This is a genomic window from Bacteroides salyersiae (assembly GCF_031172035.1).
Classification (GTDB): domain Bacteria; phylum Bacteroidota; class Bacteroidia; order Bacteroidales; family Bacteroidaceae; genus Bacteroides; species Bacteroides salyersiae.
In genome coordinates this window covers 3904792-3927932 of record NZ_CP133452.1, presented here as the reverse complement: position 1 = coordinate 3927932, position 23141 = coordinate 3904792, and the positions used below count along the sequence as shown (strand labels likewise).

The 23141-nt window shown below is 41.7% G+C and carries 21 protein-coding genes; 10 read left to right on the top strand and 11 right to left on the bottom strand.

Features of this window, described 5'->3' with window-relative positions; all coding sequences use genetic code 11:
- Position 1 precedes the first annotated feature (1 nt).
- On the top strand, positions 2-781 hold the full coding sequence (locus RB604_RS14635) for an N-acetylmuramoyl-L-alanine amidase-like domain-containing protein (RefSeq protein ID WP_007480868.1): 780 nt from the start codon (positions 2-4) through the stop codon (positions 779-781).
- A 64-nt stretch (positions 782-845) separates the two neighbouring features.
- Entirely contained in the window at positions 846-1541 is a 696-nt protein-coding gene (locus tag RB604_RS14630; RefSeq protein WP_025819033.1) for an SGNH/GDSL hydrolase family protein, read from the top strand.
- Between the two features lie 5 nt (positions 1542-1546).
- Here RB604_RS14630 and lipB read toward each other — a convergent pair whose 3' ends face one another.
- From lipB to RB604_RS14605, 5 genes are all read right to left on the bottom strand, one after another.
- Positions 1547-2206 carry a lipoyl(octanoyl) transferase LipB gene (gene lipB / locus RB604_RS14625; RefSeq protein ID WP_007480866.1) on the bottom strand — a complete coding sequence of 220 codons (660 nt, stop codon included), beginning with the start codon at positions 2204-2206 and terminating at the stop codon, positions 1547-1549.
- A gap of 104 nt (positions 2207-2310) precedes the next feature.
- A complete protein-coding gene (locus RB604_RS14620) occupies positions 2311-4527 on the bottom strand; it encodes a heavy metal translocating P-type ATPase (RefSeq protein ID WP_007480864.1) in 2217 nt (738 codons plus the stop codon).
- A 97-nt stretch (positions 4528-4624) separates the two neighbouring features.
- Positions 4625-4936 (bottom strand): heavy-metal-associated domain-containing protein, encoded by a 312-nt coding sequence (locus RB604_RS14615; protein ID WP_005932120.1) that lies wholly within the window; start codon positions 4934-4936, stop codon positions 4625-4627.
- A gap of 43 nt (positions 4937-4979) precedes the next feature.
- The gene (locus RB604_RS14610) at positions 4980-7208 is read right to left on the bottom strand and encodes a TonB-dependent receptor (RefSeq protein WP_172680683.1); all 2229 of its coding nucleotides are present in this window, start codon (positions 7206-7208) and stop codon (positions 4980-4982) included.
- Between the two features lie 323 nt (positions 7209-7531).
- Positions 7532-7927, bottom strand: a complete 396-nt coding sequence (locus tag RB604_RS14605) for a hypothetical protein (protein WP_081504163.1) — start codon at positions 7925-7927, stop codon at positions 7532-7534.
- Between the two features lie 175 nt (positions 7928-8102).
- On the opposite strand from RB604_RS14605, the gene RB604_RS14600 reads away from it, so the two are divergent.
- Together RB604_RS14600 and RB604_RS14595 are read left to right on the top strand one after the other, a co-directional pair.
- Positions 8103-8987: an FtsZ/tubulin family protein gene (locus tag RB604_RS14600; protein ID WP_055294691.1), complete on the top strand. Its 885-nt coding sequence runs from the start codon at positions 8103-8105 to the stop codon at positions 8985-8987.
- Positions 8988-9148: 161 nt separating this feature from the next.
- Entirely contained in the window at positions 9149-9700 is a 552-nt protein-coding gene (locus tag RB604_RS14595; protein WP_055294688.1) for a PD-(D/E)XK nuclease family protein, read from the top strand.
- A gap of 242 nt (positions 9701-9942) precedes the next feature.
- Here RB604_RS14595 and RB604_RS14590 read toward each other — a convergent pair whose 3' ends face one another.
- Positions 9943-10581, bottom strand: coding sequence for a hypothetical protein (locus tag RB604_RS14590; RefSeq protein ID WP_007480856.1), 639 nt, complete (start codon positions 10579-10581; stop codon positions 9943-9945).
- A 349-nt stretch (positions 10582-10930) separates the two neighbouring features.
- Between RB604_RS14590 and RB604_RS14585 the strand changes: the two genes are divergently transcribed.
- The 5 genes from RB604_RS14585 to gcvP all read left to right on the top strand — a co-directional run bounded on the left by RB604_RS14585 (position 10931) and on the right by gcvP (position 17999).
- Positions 10931-12697 (top strand): CotH kinase family protein, encoded by a 1767-nt coding sequence (locus tag RB604_RS14585; RefSeq protein WP_055294686.1) that lies wholly within the window; start codon positions 10931-10933, stop codon positions 12695-12697.
- Between the two features lie 209 nt (positions 12698-12906).
- Positions 12907-13758, top strand: a complete 852-nt coding sequence (locus RB604_RS14580; protein ID WP_007480853.1) for a DUF3298 and DUF4163 domain-containing protein — start codon at positions 12907-12909, stop codon at positions 13756-13758.
- 33 nt (positions 13759-13791) lie between these two features.
- Positions 13792-14412 carry a 16S rRNA (guanine(527)-N(7))-methyltransferase RsmG gene (rsmG, locus tag RB604_RS14575; protein ID WP_007480852.1) on the top strand — a complete coding sequence of 207 codons (621 nt, stop codon included), beginning with the start codon at positions 13792-13794 and terminating at the stop codon, positions 14410-14412.
- Between the two features lie 24 nt (positions 14413-14436).
- Positions 14437-15075, top strand: a complete 639-nt coding sequence (locus tag RB604_RS14570) for an MBL fold metallo-hydrolase (RefSeq protein ID WP_025819030.1) — start codon at positions 14437-14439, stop codon at positions 15073-15075.
- 74 nt (positions 15076-15149) lie between these two features.
- Positions 15150-17999 carry an aminomethyl-transferring glycine dehydrogenase gene (gene gcvP, locus RB604_RS14565; RefSeq protein ID WP_055294684.1) on the top strand — a complete coding sequence of 950 codons (2850 nt, stop codon included), beginning with the start codon at positions 15150-15152 and terminating at the stop codon, positions 17997-17999.
- A 152-nt stretch (positions 18000-18151) separates the two neighbouring features.
- On the opposite strand, the gene RB604_RS14560 is transcribed toward gcvP, so the two are convergent.
- The 3 genes from RB604_RS14560 to RB604_RS14550 all read right to left on the bottom strand — a co-directional run bounded on the left by RB604_RS14560 (position 18152) and on the right by RB604_RS14550 (position 20719).
- A complete protein-coding gene (locus RB604_RS14560; protein WP_007480848.1) occupies positions 18152-18721 on the bottom strand; it encodes a nitroreductase family protein in 570 nt (189 codons plus the stop codon).
- A gap of 93 nt (positions 18722-18814) precedes the next feature.
- Positions 18815-19903 carry an HpaII family restriction endonuclease gene (locus RB604_RS14555; protein WP_007480847.1) on the bottom strand — a complete coding sequence of 363 codons (1089 nt, stop codon included), beginning with the start codon at positions 19901-19903 and terminating at the stop codon, positions 18815-18817.
- Positions 19904-19930: 27 nt separating this feature from the next.
- A complete protein-coding gene (locus tag RB604_RS14550; protein WP_055294757.1) occupies positions 19931-20719 on the bottom strand; it encodes a C39 family peptidase in 789 nt (262 codons plus the stop codon).
- A gap of 125 nt (positions 20720-20844) precedes the next feature.
- On the opposite strand from RB604_RS14550, the gene RB604_RS14545 reads away from it, so the two are divergent.
- A complete protein-coding gene (locus RB604_RS14545; RefSeq protein ID WP_005932150.1) occupies positions 20845-21051 on the top strand; it encodes a CDGSH iron-sulfur domain-containing protein in 207 nt (68 codons plus the stop codon).
- A 110-nt stretch (positions 21052-21161) separates the two neighbouring features.
- Here RB604_RS14545 and RB604_RS14540 read toward each other — a convergent pair whose 3' ends face one another.
- Together RB604_RS14540 and RB604_RS14535 are read right to left on the bottom strand one after the other, a co-directional pair.
- Positions 21162-21770 (bottom strand): IMPACT family protein, encoded by a 609-nt coding sequence (locus RB604_RS14540; RefSeq protein ID WP_055294681.1) that lies wholly within the window; start codon positions 21768-21770, stop codon positions 21162-21164.
- Between the two features lie 117 nt (positions 21771-21887).
- On the bottom strand, positions 21888-23135 hold the full coding sequence (locus tag RB604_RS14535; RefSeq protein WP_055294678.1) for a DUF1015 domain-containing protein: 1248 nt from the start codon (positions 23133-23135) through the stop codon (positions 21888-21890).
- Between the last annotated feature and the right edge of the window lie 6 nt (positions 23136-23141).

Below are 23141 nucleotides of genomic sequence, written 5' to 3'. Positions count from 1 at the left end.
AATGAAAACGATTCCAACCTTTTTGCTGGCTGCCTGTTTTATAGGCAGCCAGGCAAAAGCACAACAGGAAGCAAATCCGATGTTGGCTAATGCCCAAACTTTTATAGATGTTCCTTATGTAGCTCATACTCTTGAAACGGATGGTGAAGAAGATTTAGTCATCAATTGTGATGAAGTGGATTGTACTACTTTCGTAGAATATGTCCTTGCCCTGTCTCTTCCTTCGGCATCGGGAAACAAGATGAGCGAAAGTGATTTTGCGGCTAATCTGCAACGTATCCGCTATCGTGAAGGAAAAATAGACGGGTATACTTCCCGTCTGCACTACACTTCCGATTGGATCAACAACGGGGTACGCGGCGGATTCATGGAAGATGTTACGGCAGCCAATAGTCCGTATACCCAGAAATTATCGCTTTCGTACATGTCTTCCCATCCGAAATTATACAAACATCTGAGCAATTCTCCGGAAAATGTGACGAGAATGGCAGAGTATGAGAAAGCATTGTCGGGACAGGAAATACATTGGCTGCCCAAAGATAAACTGCCCGCAAACGGACTCCCCTGGATAAAGAGTGGAGACATCATCGTTCTGACTACAAACATACCGGGATTGGATACAGCGCATATGGGGATTGCCATCTATGTGAAAGACACTTTGTGCCTGCTTCATGCCTCTTCTTCAAGAGGGAAAGTATTAGTAGATAAACTTGCATTAAGCCGCTTGCTCGACCGTAATAAAAAATGGACGGGAATACGGGTAATAAGAATGAAAAAATGAAAGAATGAATTAAAGAGTGAATAGAAAAATGAAAACGACAAAAAAAATGGAAGCAACAAAAACAATGGAAACGACAAAAGTGATGAGGACTATTTATCTTTTATTTATCAGCCTGTTCTTACTGGCCGGCAATCTGCCTGCGCAGGATTGGGCCAATTTAAAACAATTTCAAAATGACAACGCAGCACTGGGCGCTCCTGCCAAAGGAGAAAAGCGCGTAGTATTTATGGGTAATTCCATCACCATCGGGTGGTTGAACAATTGTCCGGAATTCTTCAAGGATCGTCCCTATATCAACCGGGGCATCAGCGGGCAGACAACTCCACAGATGTTGCTGCGTTTCCGTCAGGATGTGATCGATCTGCAACCCAAAGCAGTAGTGATTCTTGCCGGTACCAATGATATCGCCGGAAATACAGGCCCCTCTACGCTCGAAATGATAGAAGACAATCTGGCATCTATGGCCCAGTTGGCAAAGGCAAACGGTATCAAAGTAATCCTCTGTTCTGTGTTGCCTGCCTTCGATTATCCATGGCGGCCGGGTATGGAACCCAACGTCAAGATTCCGGAACTGAACAAATGGATCAAGGCTTATGCCGAAAAGAACAAGTTCATTTATGTGGATTATTTCTCCGCAATGGCTGACGACAGGAACGGACTTCCCTCCGATCTGTCAAAAGACGGGGTGCATCCCAATAAAAAAGGGTACGAAATCATGCAACCGATGGTTGAGAAAGCGATTGCAAAAGCACTGAAATAGTCAGCTTATTTTCGCGTAAGCAACCTGCTTAATTCAAGTTCAAGGCGTTGCTTCACTTCGGACATCGGGAGTTCTCCTCCCAGTTCCTGACGCAGTGAAGTGACGCCTTTGTCTATAAATCCGCAGGGATGGATGTAACTGAAATAACGTAAGTCGGTATTCACATTCAAGGCAAGGCCATGCATCGTGACATAATGGCTGCTCCTTACTCCGATCGCACAAATCTTGCGTGCCCGGGCAGTATCTCCTTCCAACCACACACCGGTGGCTTTTGCCAGCCTTCCCGTCTTGATTCCATAAGAGGCACACACGCGGATAACCGCCTCTTCCAGCAGATGCACGTACTCTTTCAGGCCGAGACCGAACTCTTCAAGATTAAGAATGGGATAACAGACCAATTGTCCCGGACCGTGATAGGTAATATCTCCTCCCCGATCGATATGATAAAGCGTCGCCCCTATTTTTTCCAATTGCGCTTCGCTCAATAACATATTATTCTCCTTTCCGCTACGTCCTAACGTATACACATGCGGATGTTCACAAAAGACAATATGGTTTTCATATACGTCGTTATTCTGCTTGGCTTGAATCAGAGAATCAAACCATTCAGTCTGTCGTTGCCAGGCTTCGGCATACGGAATAAGTCCCCAATCGGAAAAGAACATTTGAATGATGATTTATGAATTATAATTTATGCCCTGCAATTTACAAATTATACTGCAAAAAAGCAGCATGCCGGGAAAATAATTCATAAATCATCATTCATAAGTCATTTCCTTCTTCCTAAGCTAAGTGAGTTCAGAACGACACTCACACTTGAAAATGCCATAGCTGCACTTGCCAGCATTGGATTCAAGAGTAGCCCGTTCAGAGGAAAAAGTATGCCTGCTGCAATGGGAATTCCTATGAGATTATAGATAAACGCCCAAAACAGGTTCTGATGAATGAGCTTTACGGTCTGTTTGGACAGATCGAATGCTTTCGGTAACAATAGAAGATCGGAAGTCATCAGTGTAACCATAGCTACATCCATGGCAATATCGGTACCTTTCCCCATAGCGATGCTGACATCGGCCAGTGCCAATGCTTGCGAATCATTGATGCCATCCCCCACCATTGCCACAGTCTTTCCCTGCAACTGCAATTCGCGGATAAAGTCTTCTTTGTCATCCGGCAGCGCATCGGCTACAAAACGGTCGATACCCAATTTTCCTGCCACAGCCAAGGCTGTACGTTGCCCGTCGCCGGTCAGCATGCAAATGTCGATTCCTTGCCGTCTCAGCTCTTTCACAGCTTCGGCAGAGGTGGACTTGACAGGATCGGTGACAGCGATGATGGCTAATAGTTGATTCCGGCGGCCAAAATAAATGATGCCGTTTCCTTCGGATTCATATTGCACCAACATATCGGCCATAACATCCGTTACGACGGCATCGAAATCCTTCAACAGCTTATGACTGCCTACCCAGAATAGATCGCCTTCATAGACAACCTTAATTCCTTTTCCGGTGATGCTTTCAAAGCTTTCGAGCGGTGCCGGCACTACCTTCTCTTCGTCTTTCAAAGATGCAACGATTGCTCCGGCAAGAGGATGTTCCGACTTCAGCTCGGCAGCGAGAAGTACATTCTTGAAACACTCTTCCTGAGTCTGCGCCCATAGCCAACCACTGACAGTAGGATGGCCTTCGGTCAATGTTCCGGTTTTATCGAGTACCACGACATTTACTTTCCGCATCTGTTCCAGAGCGACGGCATCTTTTATCAAGATATGCTGGCTGGCCGCTTTGCCGATACCTACCATCAGGGCAGTAGGCGTGGCCAGTCCCAAAGCGCACGGACAAGCAATCACCAATACGGAAACGGCAGATAGCATGGCATATGAGAAATATTCCGTTCCGCCTATTACCATCCAAAGTACGAAAGTCAGTACGGCGATGCCAAGCACCACCGGAACGAAGATACCCGTCACACGGTCGACAATACGCTGTACGGGGGCTTTACTTCCCTGTGCTTCCTGCACCATGCGGATGATGCGGGCAAGAACCGTTTCACTGCCTACCTGTGATGCCTTGATGATAAATGAGCCACGTTGATTGATGGTGCCGGCAAGCACTTTATCTCCCTTCTTCTTATCTACCGGAATCGGTTCACCGCTAATCATGCTTTCATCCACAAAAGAATCTCCTTCGGCAAGAACCCCATCTACCGGAATCTGTTCGCCGGGGCGGACAACTACCAGATCGTCAACCTGTAACTGGTCGATTAAGATTTCTTCCTCAATTCCATTACGTAATACGCGTGCAACTTTCGGCTGCAACCCCATGAGCTTTTTAATCGCAGCAGTTGTGTTGCCTTTTGCACGCTCTTCCATTAATTTGCCGGTCAGCACGAAAGCAATAATAACTACGGAAGCCTCGTAATAGACATGCGGCTCCAAACCGCGACTATACCAGAACTCCGGAAAGAAAGTATTGAATGCACTGAACAGAAATGCGATGGACGTGCTAAGGGCTACTAACGTATCCATGTTACTACGTCCTAACTTCGCCTGCTTCCATGCGCCCGTGTAAAACGAACCGCCGAAAAGAATCATCACCGCAAGGGTCAGTAATAGCTGTATCTCGCTTGAATATGGCACATGCATGAAGACCATAGACAAAAGCAACATCGGAACAGCGAATACCCAAGCACCGACGACCTGCATTTTCAGCTTGCGATAGTGCTGGTGTTGTGCTTCCTCGCGCCGTTCCTCTTTCAGGTTTTCTTCTTCTATGATAAGGTCGTACCCTCCGGAAAGCACAGCCGCCCGGATCTCTCCGGGAGCCAGTTTGTCGGCTTCATACGAGACGGAGAGTGTATTGGTGGCAAGGTTTACTGAAGCATCTACAATGCCCGGCAGCTTGCGAACTGTTTTTTCAACATTATTGGCACATCCCGCACAGTGCATGTTCAGTACGGGAAATGCCTTCTTTGTAATAGTACCCATAATTTATTTAGTGATTAGTGGTTAGTGATGAGTGATAAGCATTGGCTGCTATTCACTCATTACTAAATAAACAACATTTACGGGCCGTTTGTTCAAATTACTTCTTTTCCGCCTGCTTTGTTTCTTCTACAAATTCCGCTTCGTAATTGAATTTCTTGAAACCGGCCTTGAGTTTCTCTACATTTGTTTTGTCAGCATCGTAGGTAATGGACACCGTCCTTGTTTTCAAGTCCGTAGAGAACTCCTTTACTCCTTTCTCAAACTTGATATTATTCTTCACTTTCCGTTCACAATTTTCACAATGCATCTGTGATACTTTGAATACTGCTGTACGGATGTCTTTGGCCATAACGGCTGTTACGCTCAATAATGTTATCACCAAGGCTGTCAACATTCTTTTTGTTTTCATATTTTTTCCTCCAATTTATAATTAATAATATTACTTTTTAATTTCATTCACTGTTTCTTGCCAGATTAAATCTGATGCCGATATAGGCTTTTGCACCATGCATCGGCCCCCATATCATAGTAGAATCAAAATTATCTCCCCAAGGATTTGCCGCATCTATGATCGGATTCTTCTGCTTAAAATTAGTAAGGTTCTCTCCTCCTACGTAGATGGACCAACGGCGGAAATAACGGGTCACCTGCGCACTCAATTGTTCAAAGCTGCCATACCGTTTTTCCCATGACAGTCCGCCATCTGTCAGGGTATACGGATTCGGCATTCTTCCGCCGCCGTTCAGTTGGAGTGTTGCATCAAACTGCCATAATCCCAACGGCGTCTGATAAGAAGCTGTCAGAAGCCCTTTATATTTTCCGGTCAAAGGTTTCTCCAGCAATTCTCCGTTATAAGTGGTCTTCGCATCCGTCAGGCGGTAAGCCGCAGTCAGAGTAAAACCTTTGAAGAGCGGATAATTCGCCTCTACCTGCAATACTTGTGAATAAGAACGCCCATTCAGGTTGTAAAACGACACTTCATGAGGATTCGTATCCATATCCACTACCACTTGTTTCTGAAAATCAGTATAATAATATTCTGCGTTGATATTCAGCGTCTTGCCAAAAAGGGGAATGTAAGTTGAAACACTTGCTCCATAATTCCAGGCTTCTTCCTGATCGAGATGACCGGCTATTTTCACTTTACGGCTACTGGCAAGCAGATAATTATTTTCTGCAAGTACATGATTGGTCCGGTAGCCTTTTCCGGCCGAGAGACGCATGTGCAGATACTCATTCGGATTGTACTTGATATGTGCACGGGGAGTGATAAAGAACCCGTGCTCGCTGCTGTGGTCGCCGCGTATTCCTCCCATCAGCATCAGTTTATCGTTCAAATTGAAAGTATACTGAATGTATGCCCCCGGAACAGATTCTTTTACGAATGCGTTTGTTAATCCCGACTCCGTATTGTTGGTCAGGCGATAATGCTGGTCGTATCCATCGTAATTGAAACTCAATCCGGTAGAAAGGCTGTGCTGCTTACTGAATTCGGTCTCAAACAATAAAGATGCGTACACATTGCTCTGATCCACATCGTAAAGTTTATGCCCGTATACGGCATCCTGATTATGGATCGTCCCTTGCAGGATAAGGGCGAGATTGGTATTCTTCTCCTTATCAAAGATGTAAGCGTTCTTAGTGAAGGCTTCGTAACGGTTGGTTTTGATACCTATCTCATAGAGATCGTGTGCCGGTTGGTCATTATGTCCGTCCTGTCCGCTGTTACGCTGTTCCGACATACCCTTGATGCCTGCCTGAAACACATAACGGTCGCCCATATATGCCCAACGATTCCACAAATTATACTGCTTCACACGGGGAATATCGACAAAGCCATCGTCATTGCTGTCATGTGTTTTGGTTTCATTCTCATAATGTGCAAGCAATGAGGTGCTCCATCGTCTGGAAAGTTTTACCGTAGCGTCGGCATTCGCTTCATAACGGGCGGTACTGCTGGCAAAAAGATTGGCTGATACCCAGTCGGCATCCGGAAGTTGAGGTTTTTTGAACTCTACGTTTATCTGCCCTGTGATCGATTCGTACCCGTTCTTAACCGATGAGCTGCCTTTGCTAACCTGAATACTTTGCATCCAGGGTCCTGGTACATATCCGAGACCATACGGTGCCGCAGCTCCTCTGTAATTAGGGATGTTTTCCGTCATCATCTGTACATACGTACCCGAAAGCCCCAATAACTTAATCTGCTTGGCTCCCGTTGCCGCATCGGAATAACTGACGTCTACCGAGGGGTTGGTAACGAAGCTCTCGCCAAGATTACAGCAAGCCGCACGGGTGAGTTCGGCGCTACTGATGATATCTTCGTTCATAACACTGTTCCGCAATTTCATCGTTCCGAGTTTTCTGCTTACGATATTGACTTCATTCAATTCCACCCCCTCGCGGAGCACAATATCAAGTTCCTGATTTTTATCACTGACGTGGATCGTATCATTTTCGAAACCGATAAAGCTGACCACAAGCATATGGCTCTTTGCCGGTTTGGATATCGAGAACCGGCCGTCTTCAGCAGTTGTTACGCCATTCGTGGTATTCATCCAAAACACATTGGCACCGGGGATAGGTTCTCCGGTATTGTCTTTTACAATTCCTTTTACTTGTGCCTGCGCAGTATAGAAAGTAAAGAAAGCAAGAAATAAGAATATATATTTTATATACATAAATTGTTTCATGATGCAAAATTACACGATAACCAGTGCAACAGGGTTGCACAATGGTATATTACTTATCTATGGATTAATATTACTCTTCATATCTCAGATATAAATATCCCGACTCTTCAAAGTATAAGATATAATCAGAAAACATGGGGATGTTCTCATGTACAACATCCGGATGTTCTTGTACACAACATGGGGATGTTCTTAATGAAAACATGGGGATGTTTTGAATCTTAAGATATAAAGAAATAGGTATTAGAAATAATGAAAACAGTATCATTGAATACTATTCTCATGCATTCCTTTCTTAGCACACTTGGAGTCTAAATAAGCAGGACAGAATATAAAGCCAGATAATGTCGCGAACTGACAGGATGTGGAGGAACGTTGTAGGATGTCTCCTGCCACTCTCCCATAAACAATATACTGCGAAATTGAGGTAATAACTCACAGAATAATTGCATGACAGGAACGCTGACGGAAGCTTCACATGAATGCTTCATCAGATCTACCTTATAGATCGTGGCTGTGCATCCCTCTTCTTTACATGATTTATCTGACTGTTGATGAGACTTACGGCATTTGGGACAACCATTACTGCAACAGTTTTGTGCGGTTTCGCATGCAGCGCAGCAATAATCAATAACAGAAACTCCTGCCCCGACATATATGATTGTCAGGGAAAGTATTACAGCAAATATGTAACGGAATCTCTTCATATCGGTTGCAAAGATAGAAATAAAAGATGAAATTCGAATCAAAATGAAGATAAAAGGTTATGCAGCTCTCATGAGGTTAATAAAAATTATATGATTATTATGAAATGTTTTGGCATATCCTATCTGTTTATTTGCAAAAAGAAATGGAAATATATAAAATTCAAAACAGAGGCTAATGGATAGCAATGCTTTTTCTTCTCCGATAAATTCTTCGGTTCAGGAGAACTTAATCAAAGTCATAGGTATCGGAAGCGGTGGTTGTGGCATCGTGCGTTTCATACGGCAGGTAAGACTGGAAAATATTTCGTTTGCCACATACGATGCAAATGTTATTGCTTTGGACAAGTATGAGGATATTTTTATGGAGATACAATTTTCAAAAATCTTATTCATCATAGCATATATGGATGAAGTAATTGGAATGGAGACGATTCCGGTTATAGCACGTGTTGCAAAGGAACTTAATGTTACAACAGTCGGAATTTTAATTATTCCTCCTTCGTATGATACCACAGACGGGAAAATCTTAGAACAGAATAAATCCATAAAAAACGTAATGCAGTATACCGATTCTCTACAAATAATTCATGGCAAATCTATCGTATCTTCTTTAGGAGCCGATTTTAATATTCAGAACATAATTAACCAACACGTATTGACAATCATAGGTGATATAATGAATATCATCACAAGAAACAACATGGTTGCTATGGATTTTGCAGATATAAACTGGGCTTTGAAAGGAGGAGGATTAGGCTTTGTAAGTTCAGGGATAGGTAAAGGGAGAAAACGGATAGAAAATGCCATTCAAGATGCATTAAAATTGCCCCTGTGCGATGGTCTTGATATATCGGAAGCAAAGCGTTTATTACTCAACTTCACTTATGGCAAGGAGGAAAATGTTTCTTTGTTAAAAGATATGGATACGATAAAACATTTCATAGAAACGATGTCTTTCGTGGAGACAACTTTCGGATTTGAACGTGGTTCGAACAACATATCAGAGAATGCGGTTAAAGTAACCGTTGTGGCTTCCGGATTTGAAAAAAATGAGAAATAAAATAATAATTTTATAGCTTATGTGATATTTTAGCACATTAAATTATTTCCTTTGCTTTTAAAGGGAAGGAGGAAAAGGAAAATGCTGCATCTTTTTCTTTTATATTAGCAGCCGGAAAGCCTAACCCCGTAAGAATAGGCAGGTTCTAAATATAAACAAACATGAATGTATCTTTATTAATGAAAGACTCTTCTTACGGAGATTGCCAGAAAGAAACAATGCTGGATTTTATTCTTTCATGGACTTTGCGACGCGCGTCTTCTGCGTATGCTAATGAGAAAACAATCTTATACAATTATTGCCGGGAAATTTTATTTCGCCTGTTAGACATAAAAGAGTATGATAACATTGAAGTTTGCAGCGTTGAAACTTGGAAACAATGGGAGCATATTGATTTGCATACTAACATTGAACTGAGTATTAATGGAAAACCAGAATGGCATGCTATTTTGATAGAAAACAAAATATACACCCCAACTCACGATGATCAATTGAAACGTTATCGCCAAATATTTGATGAAGCCTATAAAGACGGAAATTTTTGTCTACATTATGTATTAATAACCTGTCATGAATCTCCTTCCGAACAGTTACGGCACGATTGTAGCGAAAATGGATTTATTTGCTTTCCTATACTGGACTTGTTTCCTAATGATCGGGGGAAAGATTCCGAAAGCGACATATTCAATGAATTTTGGTTAAGGGAATGGTAAACAGATATAGTCTCTATTTGTGATATTATAACAAAGCACTATGCCGTAACGTGGTAGCCATTATGTAGTTATGTTACGGATATTATGCAGTAATATTATAGTAATACAACGTTGAAAAACAATATTAATCCGATTCGTATAAAATAAGAGGAGAAGCATTGCATTTATAAGTATTGTCTTCTCCTTTGATTTATTTTTTCTTTGACTGTTTGCCGATTATTTTTCCGGCAGTAACATTGCTTCTATTTATTAATTTCTATTTTAATTTCAGTATTAAATTTCCTGACATAAATAAAATCGGTAAGGGCAAAGTTTGTATGATCAAAGAGATTATGAAATGCATTGATTAGCTGCAAGTCCTTTGTTAGTTCACGATCAAGTCCTTCATTCCAGTTGGGTGGTGTACAATTCATACCGATGAAAGATTCAAAAGACTCCTCCAAATCAAATGGTAAAACCAAAGCTTGAGTCACTCCGGATTTATATAATGAATTCCATCCGGAATCACAAATAGCTTCCCACAACCTTTGGCGGTCTTCACCCTGCACGGGATGTGATTGGGGATAGTCATCACTCAAATAGCATTCTGCAGTCAATCTAACAAATTCATCGTAATCATTTCTGTCTTTTATGTCATTCCAAATGTAGTGAGCACGTTCATACATCTCTTGCAAAGCACTTCTTAGGGTATCATTGAATTCAACGATTGTTGGTAACAATTCTGCTTGGCATCGCAAGGCATAGTGGTTGAGGATATCCTTGCGCAACTCAAGTAGACATGCTTCATCTGTATAGTTATGATGCTTTTTAAATGGGCCGTTATAACTAAGAAGAATAGTATCTTCGAGCTTCTTTATGGGATATTCGTTGTACTTCATCATATTTTCAATTCTGTTATACCATTAATACTACTACTCTTTTCTTATTTTACAAAACTACCATAACAGTATGAAAAATTGTAGCATAGTCCTGACCTTTTTTACAGTATTCTCTAAATTACTTGATCGGTGAAATACGATAAAGGCAGGTTGGTCATATTCTCTATAATCATATAACACCAACTATGTTTACAGAAACACGGTACATACCCATATAAATTGCATTATTCTCTTTTGGTAATAATATGTTTCATTATTATTTTCTAATATTAATAGTTTTTGTAGCTTTGCAAACAAACATCGTAAATTTATATTCTCACATTGTCAATCAAGAACTATTAAAATAATACTTATGAAAAAATTACATCATCTATTTCTTTTTATTGGAATTTTATTTTCATGTCAAAACGAGGACGATCCGGATATTATAATCAATATACCTAAGAAGGAATATACAGTAGAAAGTACAGGCGGGATTGTCGATATCATTCTGCAATCCAGCATGGAACCAAGCATTGATATTGAAAAAAAAGAATGGTTGCATTCTGTAAATACAAGATCGGAACAGTTTAATATAAAAAGTTTTATATGCGACCCAAATCCTCTATCCCAAGAAAGAACTTCCAAAATAATCTTTACCATACCGGGGTCAGAAATTATACAGACTATTTTAATCACCCAAAAGGCATCTGTAAGTAGTGAGCCCTGTATCACGTCATTTGTTTTCGAAGCGGATAAAAATCCTCAGTTATTAATTTCTGATATTGTTGCAACAATTAATAAAGACGGAACTATCTCCGCACATGTTCCATATGTGTTACCTCACAAACAATTAATTCCTACCATAAAATTGGACAATGAAAAGACATGGGTAAAAGTACCGGAAAACATGGAAGGACTTAACTTTTCTTCGCCTTTGAACATCACAATAGAAAACACTGAAGGAAAAACGAAAGAATACAAAGTTTTAGTATATGCTTTCACGGGATTGCCTGTGATGTATATCAATACGGAAAATGATACAGAAATTACTTCCAAAGAAGAATATGTCAACGCACATCTACGAATTGTAGAGGATATCTATACCCGCTCGGGAGAAATATTCGAAAGCGATGTAACAATTAAAGGAAGAGGAAATTCTACCTGGTCGCTGCCTAAGAAACCATATGCGTTGAAATTTGATAAAAAGACTTCGCTGTTGGGTGAACCAAAAGATAAATCATGGGTGTTATTGGCCAATTACACGGATAAAACCAATCTGCGAAATGAAGCAAGTTTCTTTATGGGAAGAATCAGTAATTTGGAATGGACACCAAGGACTCACTTTGTAGAATTATTCATGAATGAAGTATATTGTGGTACTTACCAATTGTGTGAGAAAATAAAAATAGCAGATTCGAGAGTCAACATTACAGACGATGGATACTTAATGGAAATAGATCAACCTGACAGGATCGGCCCGGAAGACATATCATTCAAAACGAAGAATTTGACGTTTTGTGTCAAAGATCCCGATATAGAAAAAAATGGAGAGCGTCATAAATGGATATCTGATTATGTAAATAAAGCGGAAGAAGCATTATTGGGAAGTAATTTTTTAGATGAAACTGAAGGGTATGCCAATTACTTTGATAAAGTGAGCTTTGTCGATTGGTATTTGATTAATGAAATAACGAAGAATAATGATGCATGTTTCTTCAGTAGTTGTTATTTAAACATTACTCCGGGAGGAAAGCTAAAAATGGGACCATTATGGGATTATGATATTGCATTAGGCAATGTTAACTATAATGACAATCAAAGCTACGAAGGGTTTTGGATAAAGAAGAAAGTAACTTGGTTTTCCCGAATGTTCGAAGATCCTTCTTTTGTGGCATTGGTAAAAGAACGGTTTGCATACTTCAAATCCAAAGAAAATGATATGCTGACTAATATTAACGAAAATGCAACTTATTTGAAGTTTTCTGTTATTGAAAACAATGCGAAATGGAATACGCTATACGAACAGACGTGGCCTAACTATGCGGTTTGGGGATCTTATAATAATGAAGTGCAGTATCTGAAGCAATGGTTGAGTAAACGTTTGGCATGGCTCGAAAGTGCTTTCTCGGAATTGTGATAATCGAATCTATATATTCTTTATTCAAACCATTGTTATGAACTTTCCAACGCCCTCCGCAAGTTCCATCATCTCTCTGCTGTGAATGAGAGATTTTACTTTCAGAGGGCGTTATTTTTTTCTTTTTTATTCGTTGTATTCGTTAATATGTTCTATATTTGTCGATAGGGAATAACGATACAAATGTTGAATTTAAAGAAGAAACCCTTATGAAAAAACAATATGTCAGCCTACTTGCAATAATGGTAGCTGTAAGTGGCTTTTTATTTTCTTGTGGTGACAAGATGAACAAGAATACCGGTTCGTTAGAGTTCGATAGCATACAAGTGAATGAAACTGCGCATCTCTTTAGTGATACAGCCAGGCCGGCCTGCAATCTCGTGATCGATTTTACCTATCCGGTCAAAGCATCGGATGAATTGCTGAAAGATACCCTGAATAAATATTTTATATCTGCCTGCTTCGGTGAAAAATACATAGGAGAAAACCCGAAAGAAGTAGTGAAACAGTATACGGAAGCCTATATTCGGGAATATCGTCGTGACTTGGAACCGATGTATCTGGAAGATGAAAAGGATAAAAAAGATGAATCGTCTATAGGTGCATGGTACTCTTATTATAAAGGTATAGAAAGCCATGTACAGTTGTATGAAAAAAATCTGCTTGTATACCGCATAGATTATAATGAATATACCGGAGGGGCACACGGGATCTATATGACCACATTTCTCAACATGGATCTCGGGCTGATGCGTCCCTTACGTTTGGACGATGTTTTTGTGGGAGAATACCAAGAGCCCCTTACCGACCTTATCTGGAACCAGCTTATGGCGGACAATGAAGCCAAGACACGTGCTGAACTGGAGGATATGGGATATGGTTCGACAGGAGAAATCGCGCCGACAGAGAATTTCTATCTCGACAAAGACGGTGTTACATTCTATTATAATGTATATGATATTACTCCGTATGCAATGGGACCGGTTACAGTATCCATACCGTTTCAGATGTTGGAACATATGTTAGGCAGTAACCCGGTTGTCGGAGAATTGAAAAATTAAAATCATAACCTATAACTCATATATTTTTAAGAAGTGGAAATCATACTCAAATATTTTCCCGATCTCACGGAAGAACAGCGCAGGCAATTCGCTGCCCTATACGACTTATACATCGATTGGAATGCCAAGATAAACGTCATTTCCCGCAAAGACATCGAGAATCTGTACGAACATCATGTGTTACATTCGCTCGGTATTGCCAAAATAATCAATTTCCGTCCCGGAACCAGTATCATGGATTTGGGTACGGGAGGAGGTTTTCCGGGTATCCCGTTAGCCATACTTTTTCCGGAAGTAAAATTCCATCTTGTAGACAGTATCGGCAAGAAGGTGCGTGTAGCCACTGAAGTAGCCAACGCTATCGGACTAAAAAATGTCACTTTCCGCCATGCGCGCGCCGAAGAAGAAAAGCAGTTGTTCGATTTCGTAGTAAGCCGTGCTGTCATGCCATTGGGCGATCTGATTAAAATCATCAAGAAAAACATCTCTCCCCGGCAACAAAATGCATTGCCCAATGGTTTAATCTGTCTCAAAGGTGGAGAGCTCGAGCATGAAGCAATGCCTTTCAAGAATAAGACGACTCTACACAGCTTGAGTGAGGATTTTGAAGAGGAATTCTTCCAAACTAAAAAAGTGGTATATGTAACCGTATAAAAAGATGCGTAATATCAAAAAGCCATGAAAATAAAAAGATTTGAATTTAATATGTTTCCCGTAAACTGCTACGTGCTGTGGGATGAAACAAAAGAAGCGGTAGTGATTGATCCGGGATGTTTTTATGATGAAGAAAAACAGGCATTGAAAAACTTTATCATTGCCAACGGACTGACTGTAAAACATTTACTAAACACACACCTGCATCTGGATCATATTTTTGGAAATCCGTTTATGCTAAAGGAGTTCGGTCTTTCTGCCGAAGCCAATCAGGCAGATGAGTATTGGATAGAAGAAGCGCCCAAGCAGAGCCGCATGTTCGGATTCCAGTTACAGGAACCTCCTGTCCCGTTGGGAAAATACCTCTACGACGGAGACACCATTACGTTTGGCAACACCTCGCTGGAAGCGATTCATGTGCCCGGACATTCACCGGGTAGCCTGGTATATTATTGCAAGGCGGATCATTGCATGTTTTCGGGCGATGTCCTGTTTCAAGGAAGTATCGGCCGGGCCGATTTGACCGGAGGGAATTTCGATGAGCTGATAGAGCATATTTGCAGCCGCCTGTTCACGCTTCCCAATGAAACAGTGGTCTATCCGGGACATGGTGCCCCTACCACTATTGGAATGGAGAAAGCGGAAAATCCTTTCTTCCGCTAAGTGCTTTCTCTGCCTGTCAAGGGAGCGCACCGGATGATTATAAATGCATTTGGACTACTTAAAAACTAATTAATATGAAAACCGATTCATTTGCCAGCCGTCATATAGGCATCAGTGAGGAAGACATACAAGTGATGCTTCGCAAGATTGGTGTAGCCACTCTTGATGAACTGATAGATAAAACAATACCCGCCAATATCCGCCTGAAGGAACCGTTGGCATTACCGCCTGCCATGACGGAATATGAGTTCAGCAACCACATAGCCCAACTGGCAAGCAAAAACAAACTGTTTACATCATACATCGGAATGGGATGGTACAATACCATTACCCCTGCCGTTATTCAAAGAAACGTGTTTGAGAACCCGGTGTGGTATACTTCTTACACTCCTTATCAAACCGAAGTTTCACAAGGGCGTCTTGAAGCCCTTATGAACTTTCAGACAGCCGTTTGTGACCTTACCGCCATGCCATTGGCCAATTGTTCCCTGTTGGACGAAGCTACGGCAGCAGCAGAAGCCGTGACGATGATGTATGCTCTCCGTCCGCGCGATAAACAGAAAGCAGGAGCTAACGTCGTGTTTGTTGATGAAAACATTTTCCCACAGACATTGGCTGTAATGACCACACGTGCCATCCCTCAAGGTATCGAATTGCGTATGGGAAAATACGCTGAATTTACACCTGCTCCGGAAGTATTTGCCTGTATCGTTCAATATCCCAATGCCGACGGAAGTATTGAGGATTATCGGATATTCACGGAGAAAGCACATGAAGCCGGTTGCAAAGTAGCTGTAGCCGCCGATTTGTTAAGCCTTGCAATGATAGTTCCTCCCGGTGAATGGGGAGCGGATATCGTATTCGGCACTACCCAGCGATTTGGAACGCCTTTATTCTATGGCGGGCCTTCGGCTGCTTATTTTGCTACCCGTGACGAGTATAAGCGCAATATGCCGGGACGTATCATAGGATGGTCAAAAGATAAATATGGAAAGTTATGTTATCGCATGGCTCTTCAAACCCGTGAGCAGCATATTAAACGCGAAAAAGCGACTTCAAACATATGTACCGCCCAAGCATTACTGGCTACCATGGCAGGATTCTATGCAGTCTATCACGGACAAGAGGGCATTACCGGAATCGCTTCACGCATCCATAATATTAGTGCTTTTCTGGAAAAAGAGATAAATAAGTTAGGATATAAGCAGGTGAACAAGTATTATTTCGATACTCTCCGTTTTATCCTGCCTGATAATGTTTCTGCTCAGCAGATACGTACCATTGCTCTCAGCAAAGAGGTGAATCTGCGTTATTTCGATAATGGTGACGTTGGCTTCAGCATTGATGAAACCACTGATACGGCTGCTGCCGGCATATTGTTGTCTATTTTTGCCATTGCAGCAGAAAAAGATTATCAGAAGATGACTGTGATACCGGAATCTGCCGCCTTTCCGAAAGAGCTGAAACGGCAAAGCGCATTTCTGACTCATGAGGTATTCAACAAATATCACACCGAAACAGAGATGATGCGTTATATAAAGCGGCTGGATCGCAAGGATATTTCATTGGCACATTCAATGATCCCATTAGGGTCGTGTACAATGAAGCTTAACGCGGCTGCCGAGATGCTACCGCTAAGCCGTCCGGAGTTTATGTGCATGCATCCGTTGGTTCCTGAGGATCAGGCTGAGGGATATCGCATGTTAATAGAAAACCTTAGTGAAGAATTGAAAACCATAACCGGATTTGCCGGTGTCAGCCTCCAGCCGAATTCCGGTGCGGCAGGAGAATATACAGGGCTCCGGGTTATCCGCAGCTATCTCGAAAGTATCGGGCAGGGACACCGCAACAAGATACTGATCCCCGCATCAGCTCACGGCACAAATCCGGCATCGGCTATTCAGGCAGGATTCGTGACCGTCACCTGTGCCTGCGACGGGCAAGGGAATGTAGACATGGAGGATCTTCGCGCCAAAGCTGAAGAAAACAAGGAGGATCTGGCTGCACTGATGATCACCTACCCTTCCACGCACGGTATCTTTGAAACAGAGATTGTAGAAATCTGTAACATCATTCATGCATGTGGCGCACAGGTATATATGGATGGTGCTAATATGAATGCTCAGGTAGGATTGACCAATCCGGGCTTTATCGGTGCCGATGTTTGTCATTTGAATCTGCATAAGACGTTTGCTTCTCCTCATGGCGGCGGAGGTCCGGGTGTAGGCCCGATATGCGTAGCCGAACATCTGGTTCCTTTTTTGCCGGGACATGGATTGTTTGGTGATCCGATGAACGAAGTATCCTCTGCTCCTTACGGAAGTGCGGGAATATTGCCGATTACTTACGGATACATTTGTATGATGAGCACGGAAGGTTTGACGATGGCTACAAAAGCAGCTATTCTTAATGCAAACTATTTAGCAGCTTGTCTGAAAGACACTTATGGTATTGTATACAGAGGAGCTAACGGATTTGTAGGCCATGAAATGATATTGGAATGCCGCAAAATACACGAAGAAACGGGCATCAGTGAGAATGATATAGCCAAGCGTCTCATGGATTACGGTTATCATGCTCCTACCCTCTCTTTCCCTGTTCACGGTACGCTGATGATTGAACCTACCGAGAGTGAAAGCCTGTGGGAACTGGATAATTTCATTACAGTAATGCAGACTATCTGGAAGGAAATACAGGAAGTGAAAAACGGTGAAGCAGACAAAGACGACAATGTATTAGTGAATGCCCCACATCCCGAATACGAAGTGGTAGGCGATAATTGGGAACACTGCTATACCCGTGAAAAAGCGGCTTACCCGATAGAAAGCGTACGGGAAAACAAATTCTGGATAAATGTGGCACGTGTAGACAATACTTTGGGAGACCGGAAGTTATTGCCTACCCGGTATGGTACTTTCGAATAAACTAAAAGTAATAGGTGCAAAATAAAATCTCCCGGATATGAAAATAGTTCTTTCTATCCGGGAGATTTTGTTTTATGACTTCACAAGGATCAGCATAAAAAACAATCGGAGAATAGCACTCCTTTGATCATTCGAGCAGGTAATAGCGGGTATTATTCTACAATTGTCACAGTTCCCTCCTTTACTACCTTTTCTTTCAGCGGTGCTTTAGGATCAGCATAACCCAATGCCACACAGCCATAAACCTGATGATCGGCCGGTACACCGAGAGAAGTTATAAATTCACGAACTTCAGGATCATTGCAGGTTGTTCCCAACTGATTGATCCAACATGACCCGATACCTAACGAATGAGCCGCCAAAAACATATTTTCAATGGCACATGCACAGTCCATGCCCGCCCACCATTGGGTAGGTTTGTTGGAAACGATCACCAATACCGGCGCATGATAATAGCAACAATACGCTTTATTGTGTCCACGTTCCTGTAAGTGCTTGTCATCACTCTTTGCAAACGCGCCTTTAATGCGTGAATTCAGTTCTTCCAACTTTTCAGCGTTTTGGATAGCTGTAAAATGCCAACTTTCCAGATGCATACCGTTAGGAGCATACTTGGCAGCTTCAAGTATAGTCACCAGGTCATCTGTCTCCGGTGCTTGTGCAGTATAAGCACGCACGCTACGCCGCGTTTTGATAGTCTCTAAAACTTCATTTGTTTTCATGATGAATCTTATTTAAATGCATTGCCAATATGCCTTGTTCCAATCAAGGATACCGCATGGTAATTGGCACATTGTGTTATATTGGTACATTATTTATCTTTTCACTAATCCGATTTTCACATTCAACTTAAAGTAATAAACCCCGTTCTCACGTTCCAGGAAGCCATACTTATCTTTGTCCAAAGAACCTTTCTCCAAACGGGTATTCAAATACAGAAAATCTTCAAATACTTTTTTCTCCGATTTGTGATAACAAAGCACCTGCCCGCTTCCATCCACCAATAAGATGCCTTCTACGGCCGAATCTGTCCCGTTGTATATTTTTGCCGGACGCATACCCAATGCCAGTGCAAGCAGGAATTGCTTCATTTTAAATTCATAAAACCCATGTTTATTGATCAGTTCATCCTTTATCTTTAGAGGATTGATTGCTTTTATTTCCTCTGTCAGCTCACTGATACGAGTAATACCATCAAGATGCATTATACGTACCATTTCAGCCAATACACGAGGAAAATGCAGATCAATCATCGAAAGGTTACAGCGAAATACACGATCGGCCACATCCGAATATTTCAATATCCCGCCCAGACGCTCTATCATCATCATGCGTTCCGCCACTTCCGTAGGCGACTCGGGCAAAGCATTAATTTTATTCACTGTAGGTACAGCAAATTTCACACCGGTCTGCTCCAATTTAAGATTGGCGCTTCGCCCACCGTCCAATAACGGATTCATTGCACTAAGACGTGAACGGACATTCAACCCTGTGAGCGGTGCCTCCGGGTGCCAGAATGCGACCGAGAAGTCTGTACGATCGTCCGTTTTTGCCTCCAGATCGAAAATTGCAGCTTCGTCCAGAAACTCTTCCACTCCTTCCGGAGAGGTTACATCATCCTCGGATGAGGATTTCATGGCGGTGAGAATTAATCCGGATACTATATCAAAATCTTCACGAGCGATCCGTTTATCTATGTTTTCGCCTACAATATGAATATCTTCTTTTTCTATATAATAACGGCGCGTTCCGTCATGCTCTTCCCTTTGTATCATAGCGATGGGCCAACACCTCTCTTCATCTGCTTTCACTTGCGGCGTGCCCAATGCGACTTGCCCGTCCGCCAGCAAGCGGAAAAAAGCATAAAGTTCGCTCCATTCTCTTTTTGTTGCTTCAAATGCCATATATTTTTATTTGTTTATTTTACAGATTTACAGATCAATTATTTCCGGAAGTTCTTTCCAAGGAATAAACGGAGGTTTTATCGCTATTGCTTCCTCCACAGGAGGTAATTTACCGATCCGGGCCATGGTCAATGGGATACGGGGAGTTATCACGATATATCTTCCCGTCCAGCATCCATCAAACCAGGCAGGATTACCTCGTTCTTTTTTTATTGGAAAACACTGATTTTCTCCTTTATTACGCATCGTGGCCGAACGTCCGGGATCATTGATCCACACATGAGTATCATTTATACCACGAAGCACCATCCAATGGCGGTGACTACCCGGTTGCAACAACCCACGGGTAGAGCCACGATGACGAACATTTATCAGAACGGGAATTCCCCGATCGATATAAGACTTCAATATCCGATAATCCTTATTCATAAAATGTTCTGCGCTCACCATATGCTCATAATAACGCGTCAGGGAATCTATTTCAAAAGAGTAATATCCTCCCTGTCCCACTGATGTCCGTCGCTTGAAAGGAGCACGTTTCTTTAAAAAATAGTTTTTCTGATATTCCACCAATTTTGCTTCGGCTTCACTTGCCGAACGGCAACTGTCTGAAGTCATCCCTTTAAAATAGTCATACACCATCAAAGAAGAGGCCAGCGAACAATGTGCATAGGGACATCCGCTAATTTTCTGTGAATACCAAGGTAGAGGTATGTCGTTAAGAGCCACTTTCTGTGCTTTAACAGACTGTGCCTTAACAGAAGAGAAAGTGCTTCCCAACAAAAACAAACCGATATATATAAAGAAAACTTTCATTTTCACATTGTACGTCATTCGGTGCAAAGATAAGGAAAACTGATAAAAACAAATGAAGAATAGGAAAAACTATTTCCAATCCGGAATGTTATATATACATACTTAATTACTTAAATGACAAAGTTATGGATAAAATTGAAAATCTGATTAGCATTACAGAAGTACCCGCAGGGCCGTATATTATTAAAGGTGAATTTAAAATAATCACCAAAGACGGAAAAGAAAATATTCTAACAGGAACAAATGCCTTATGCCGCTGCGGTCATTCAAAAAACAAGCCGTTCTGTGACGGTACACACCGCAAAATAAACTTCGAAAAGGGAGATGAATAAAAGAGTCTCACATTTTGTATACAGAAACTCAATGTGCGTTCATTCCGGATATCTATTTTGAAGAAACGCACATTGAGTAAGTAAACCAATAGTATAAATAAAAAACTTGTTTATTCCTCCTTATCGTCAATAATACGTGCTGTTTCTACCTTTTCCAACCGTGCCATCAGACAGGGCATCATCGATCGACGGATGCGGAGTGTCATGCTACAATCCATGTCATAGGATTGTTGTATTATTTCCGGTTCTTCTTCTTTCACAATACGCATAATGTCATTCATGAACGGATACTCGAATAATACAGTAACCTCGTCATCTACCGTTTTTTCAACAATCGTGGCGGAGGCGATGGCTTCGGCAGCAGCAGCCTTATAGGCAACGATAAGACCACTTGTCCCTAATTTAATTCCACCAAAATAGCGTACTACTATAATTAGTATATCTGTCAATTCGTTAGAATTAATTTGCCCTAAAATCGGTTTGCCGGCTGTACCGGAAGGTTCTCCATTATCATTTGCACGAAAATCTTTGCGTTCATGACCCAACATATAGGCATAACAAACGTGACGTGCATCGTAATACTTTTTCTGATAAACTTCAAGATGCGCTTTTATTTCTTCATGAGTGCGCACAGGCAGGGCGATAGCAATGAACTTGCTACGTTTCTCGGTATAGATACCTTCGGATGGTTCGGTAATAGTCTTATATGTATCTTCCATGTGTGCAAAGATACTTATAAAATTAAAAACCGAGAATTAAAAACTAAAAATAGGCAGTACAATCCATGTATCAACATGCTGTACCGCCTAATCTTTTATCATTTACAACGTACGGAATCAGTCTAATTTATGAATCACCAGTCCCGATCGAAGTTTCGGTTCAAACCAAGTAGTCTTTGGCGGCATGATGTTGCCTGTATCAGCAATATCCATAAGCTGTTTCATTGAAACAGGATAAAGAGCAAGGGCTACTTTCATTTCACCGCTATCTACACGTTTGCTTAATTCGCCCAAGCCACGGATACCTCCGACAAAATCAATACGTTTGTCGGAACGCAAATCTTTGATACCTAAGATTTCATCCAATATCAAGTTGGACGAGATAGTGACATCCAATACACCTATCGGGTCATTGTCGTCATATGTTCCGGCTTTTGCTGTAAGGCTATACCATTTGCCCTCCAGATAAAGAGCAAAATTATGCAATGCATTCGGTTTATAAATATCCGCTCCTTTTTCTTCGACGATAAAATTCTTTTCGAGAGCTTCAAGGAACTGTGTGGGAGTCAGCCCGTTAAGGTCTTTCACTACACGGTTATAATCAATGATAGTCAATTGATTGGCAGGGAAACACACAGCCATGAAGTAATTATACTCTTCGTCACCATGATGGTTCGGATTCTGTTTTGCCTTCTCAGCACCTACCAGTGCAGCAGCGGCAGAACGATGATGACCATCGGCGATATAAAGTGCCGGCATTTTGGCAAATTCTGCTGTAATAGAAGCAATATCTCCTGCTTGGTCCACAATCCAGAAAGTATGTCCGAAACCATCACCGGGAGCTATAAAATCATATGCAGGCTTTTGAGAAGTATATTTCTTGATTATTGCATCCAGAACAGCATTATCAGGATAGGCAAAGAACACCGGTTCTATGTTGGCATTATTTACGCGAACATGCTTCATACGGTCTTCCTCTTTATCACGACGGGTCAACTCATGCTTTTTAATGATGCCATTCATATAATCAGGAACGTAGGCACCTACCACCAAACCATACTGTGTTTTACCATTCATCGTTTGGGCATAGATGTAGTAATTCTCTTTGTCATCTTGTACCAGCCAACCCTTATCCTGAAATAATTTAAAATTCTCGGCAGCCTTTTCGTAAACGCACGCATCGTGTTCGTCAGTACCTACCGGAAAATCGATTTCCGGTTTTATGATATGGTAAAGTGATTTCTCGTTTCCTTTTGCCTCTTCCCGTGCTTCTTCCGAATTTAATACATCATAAGGGCGCGAGGCAACTTGTTCGACCAACTCCTGTGGGGGACGAATCCCTTTAAACGGTTTAATAACAGCCATAATTAT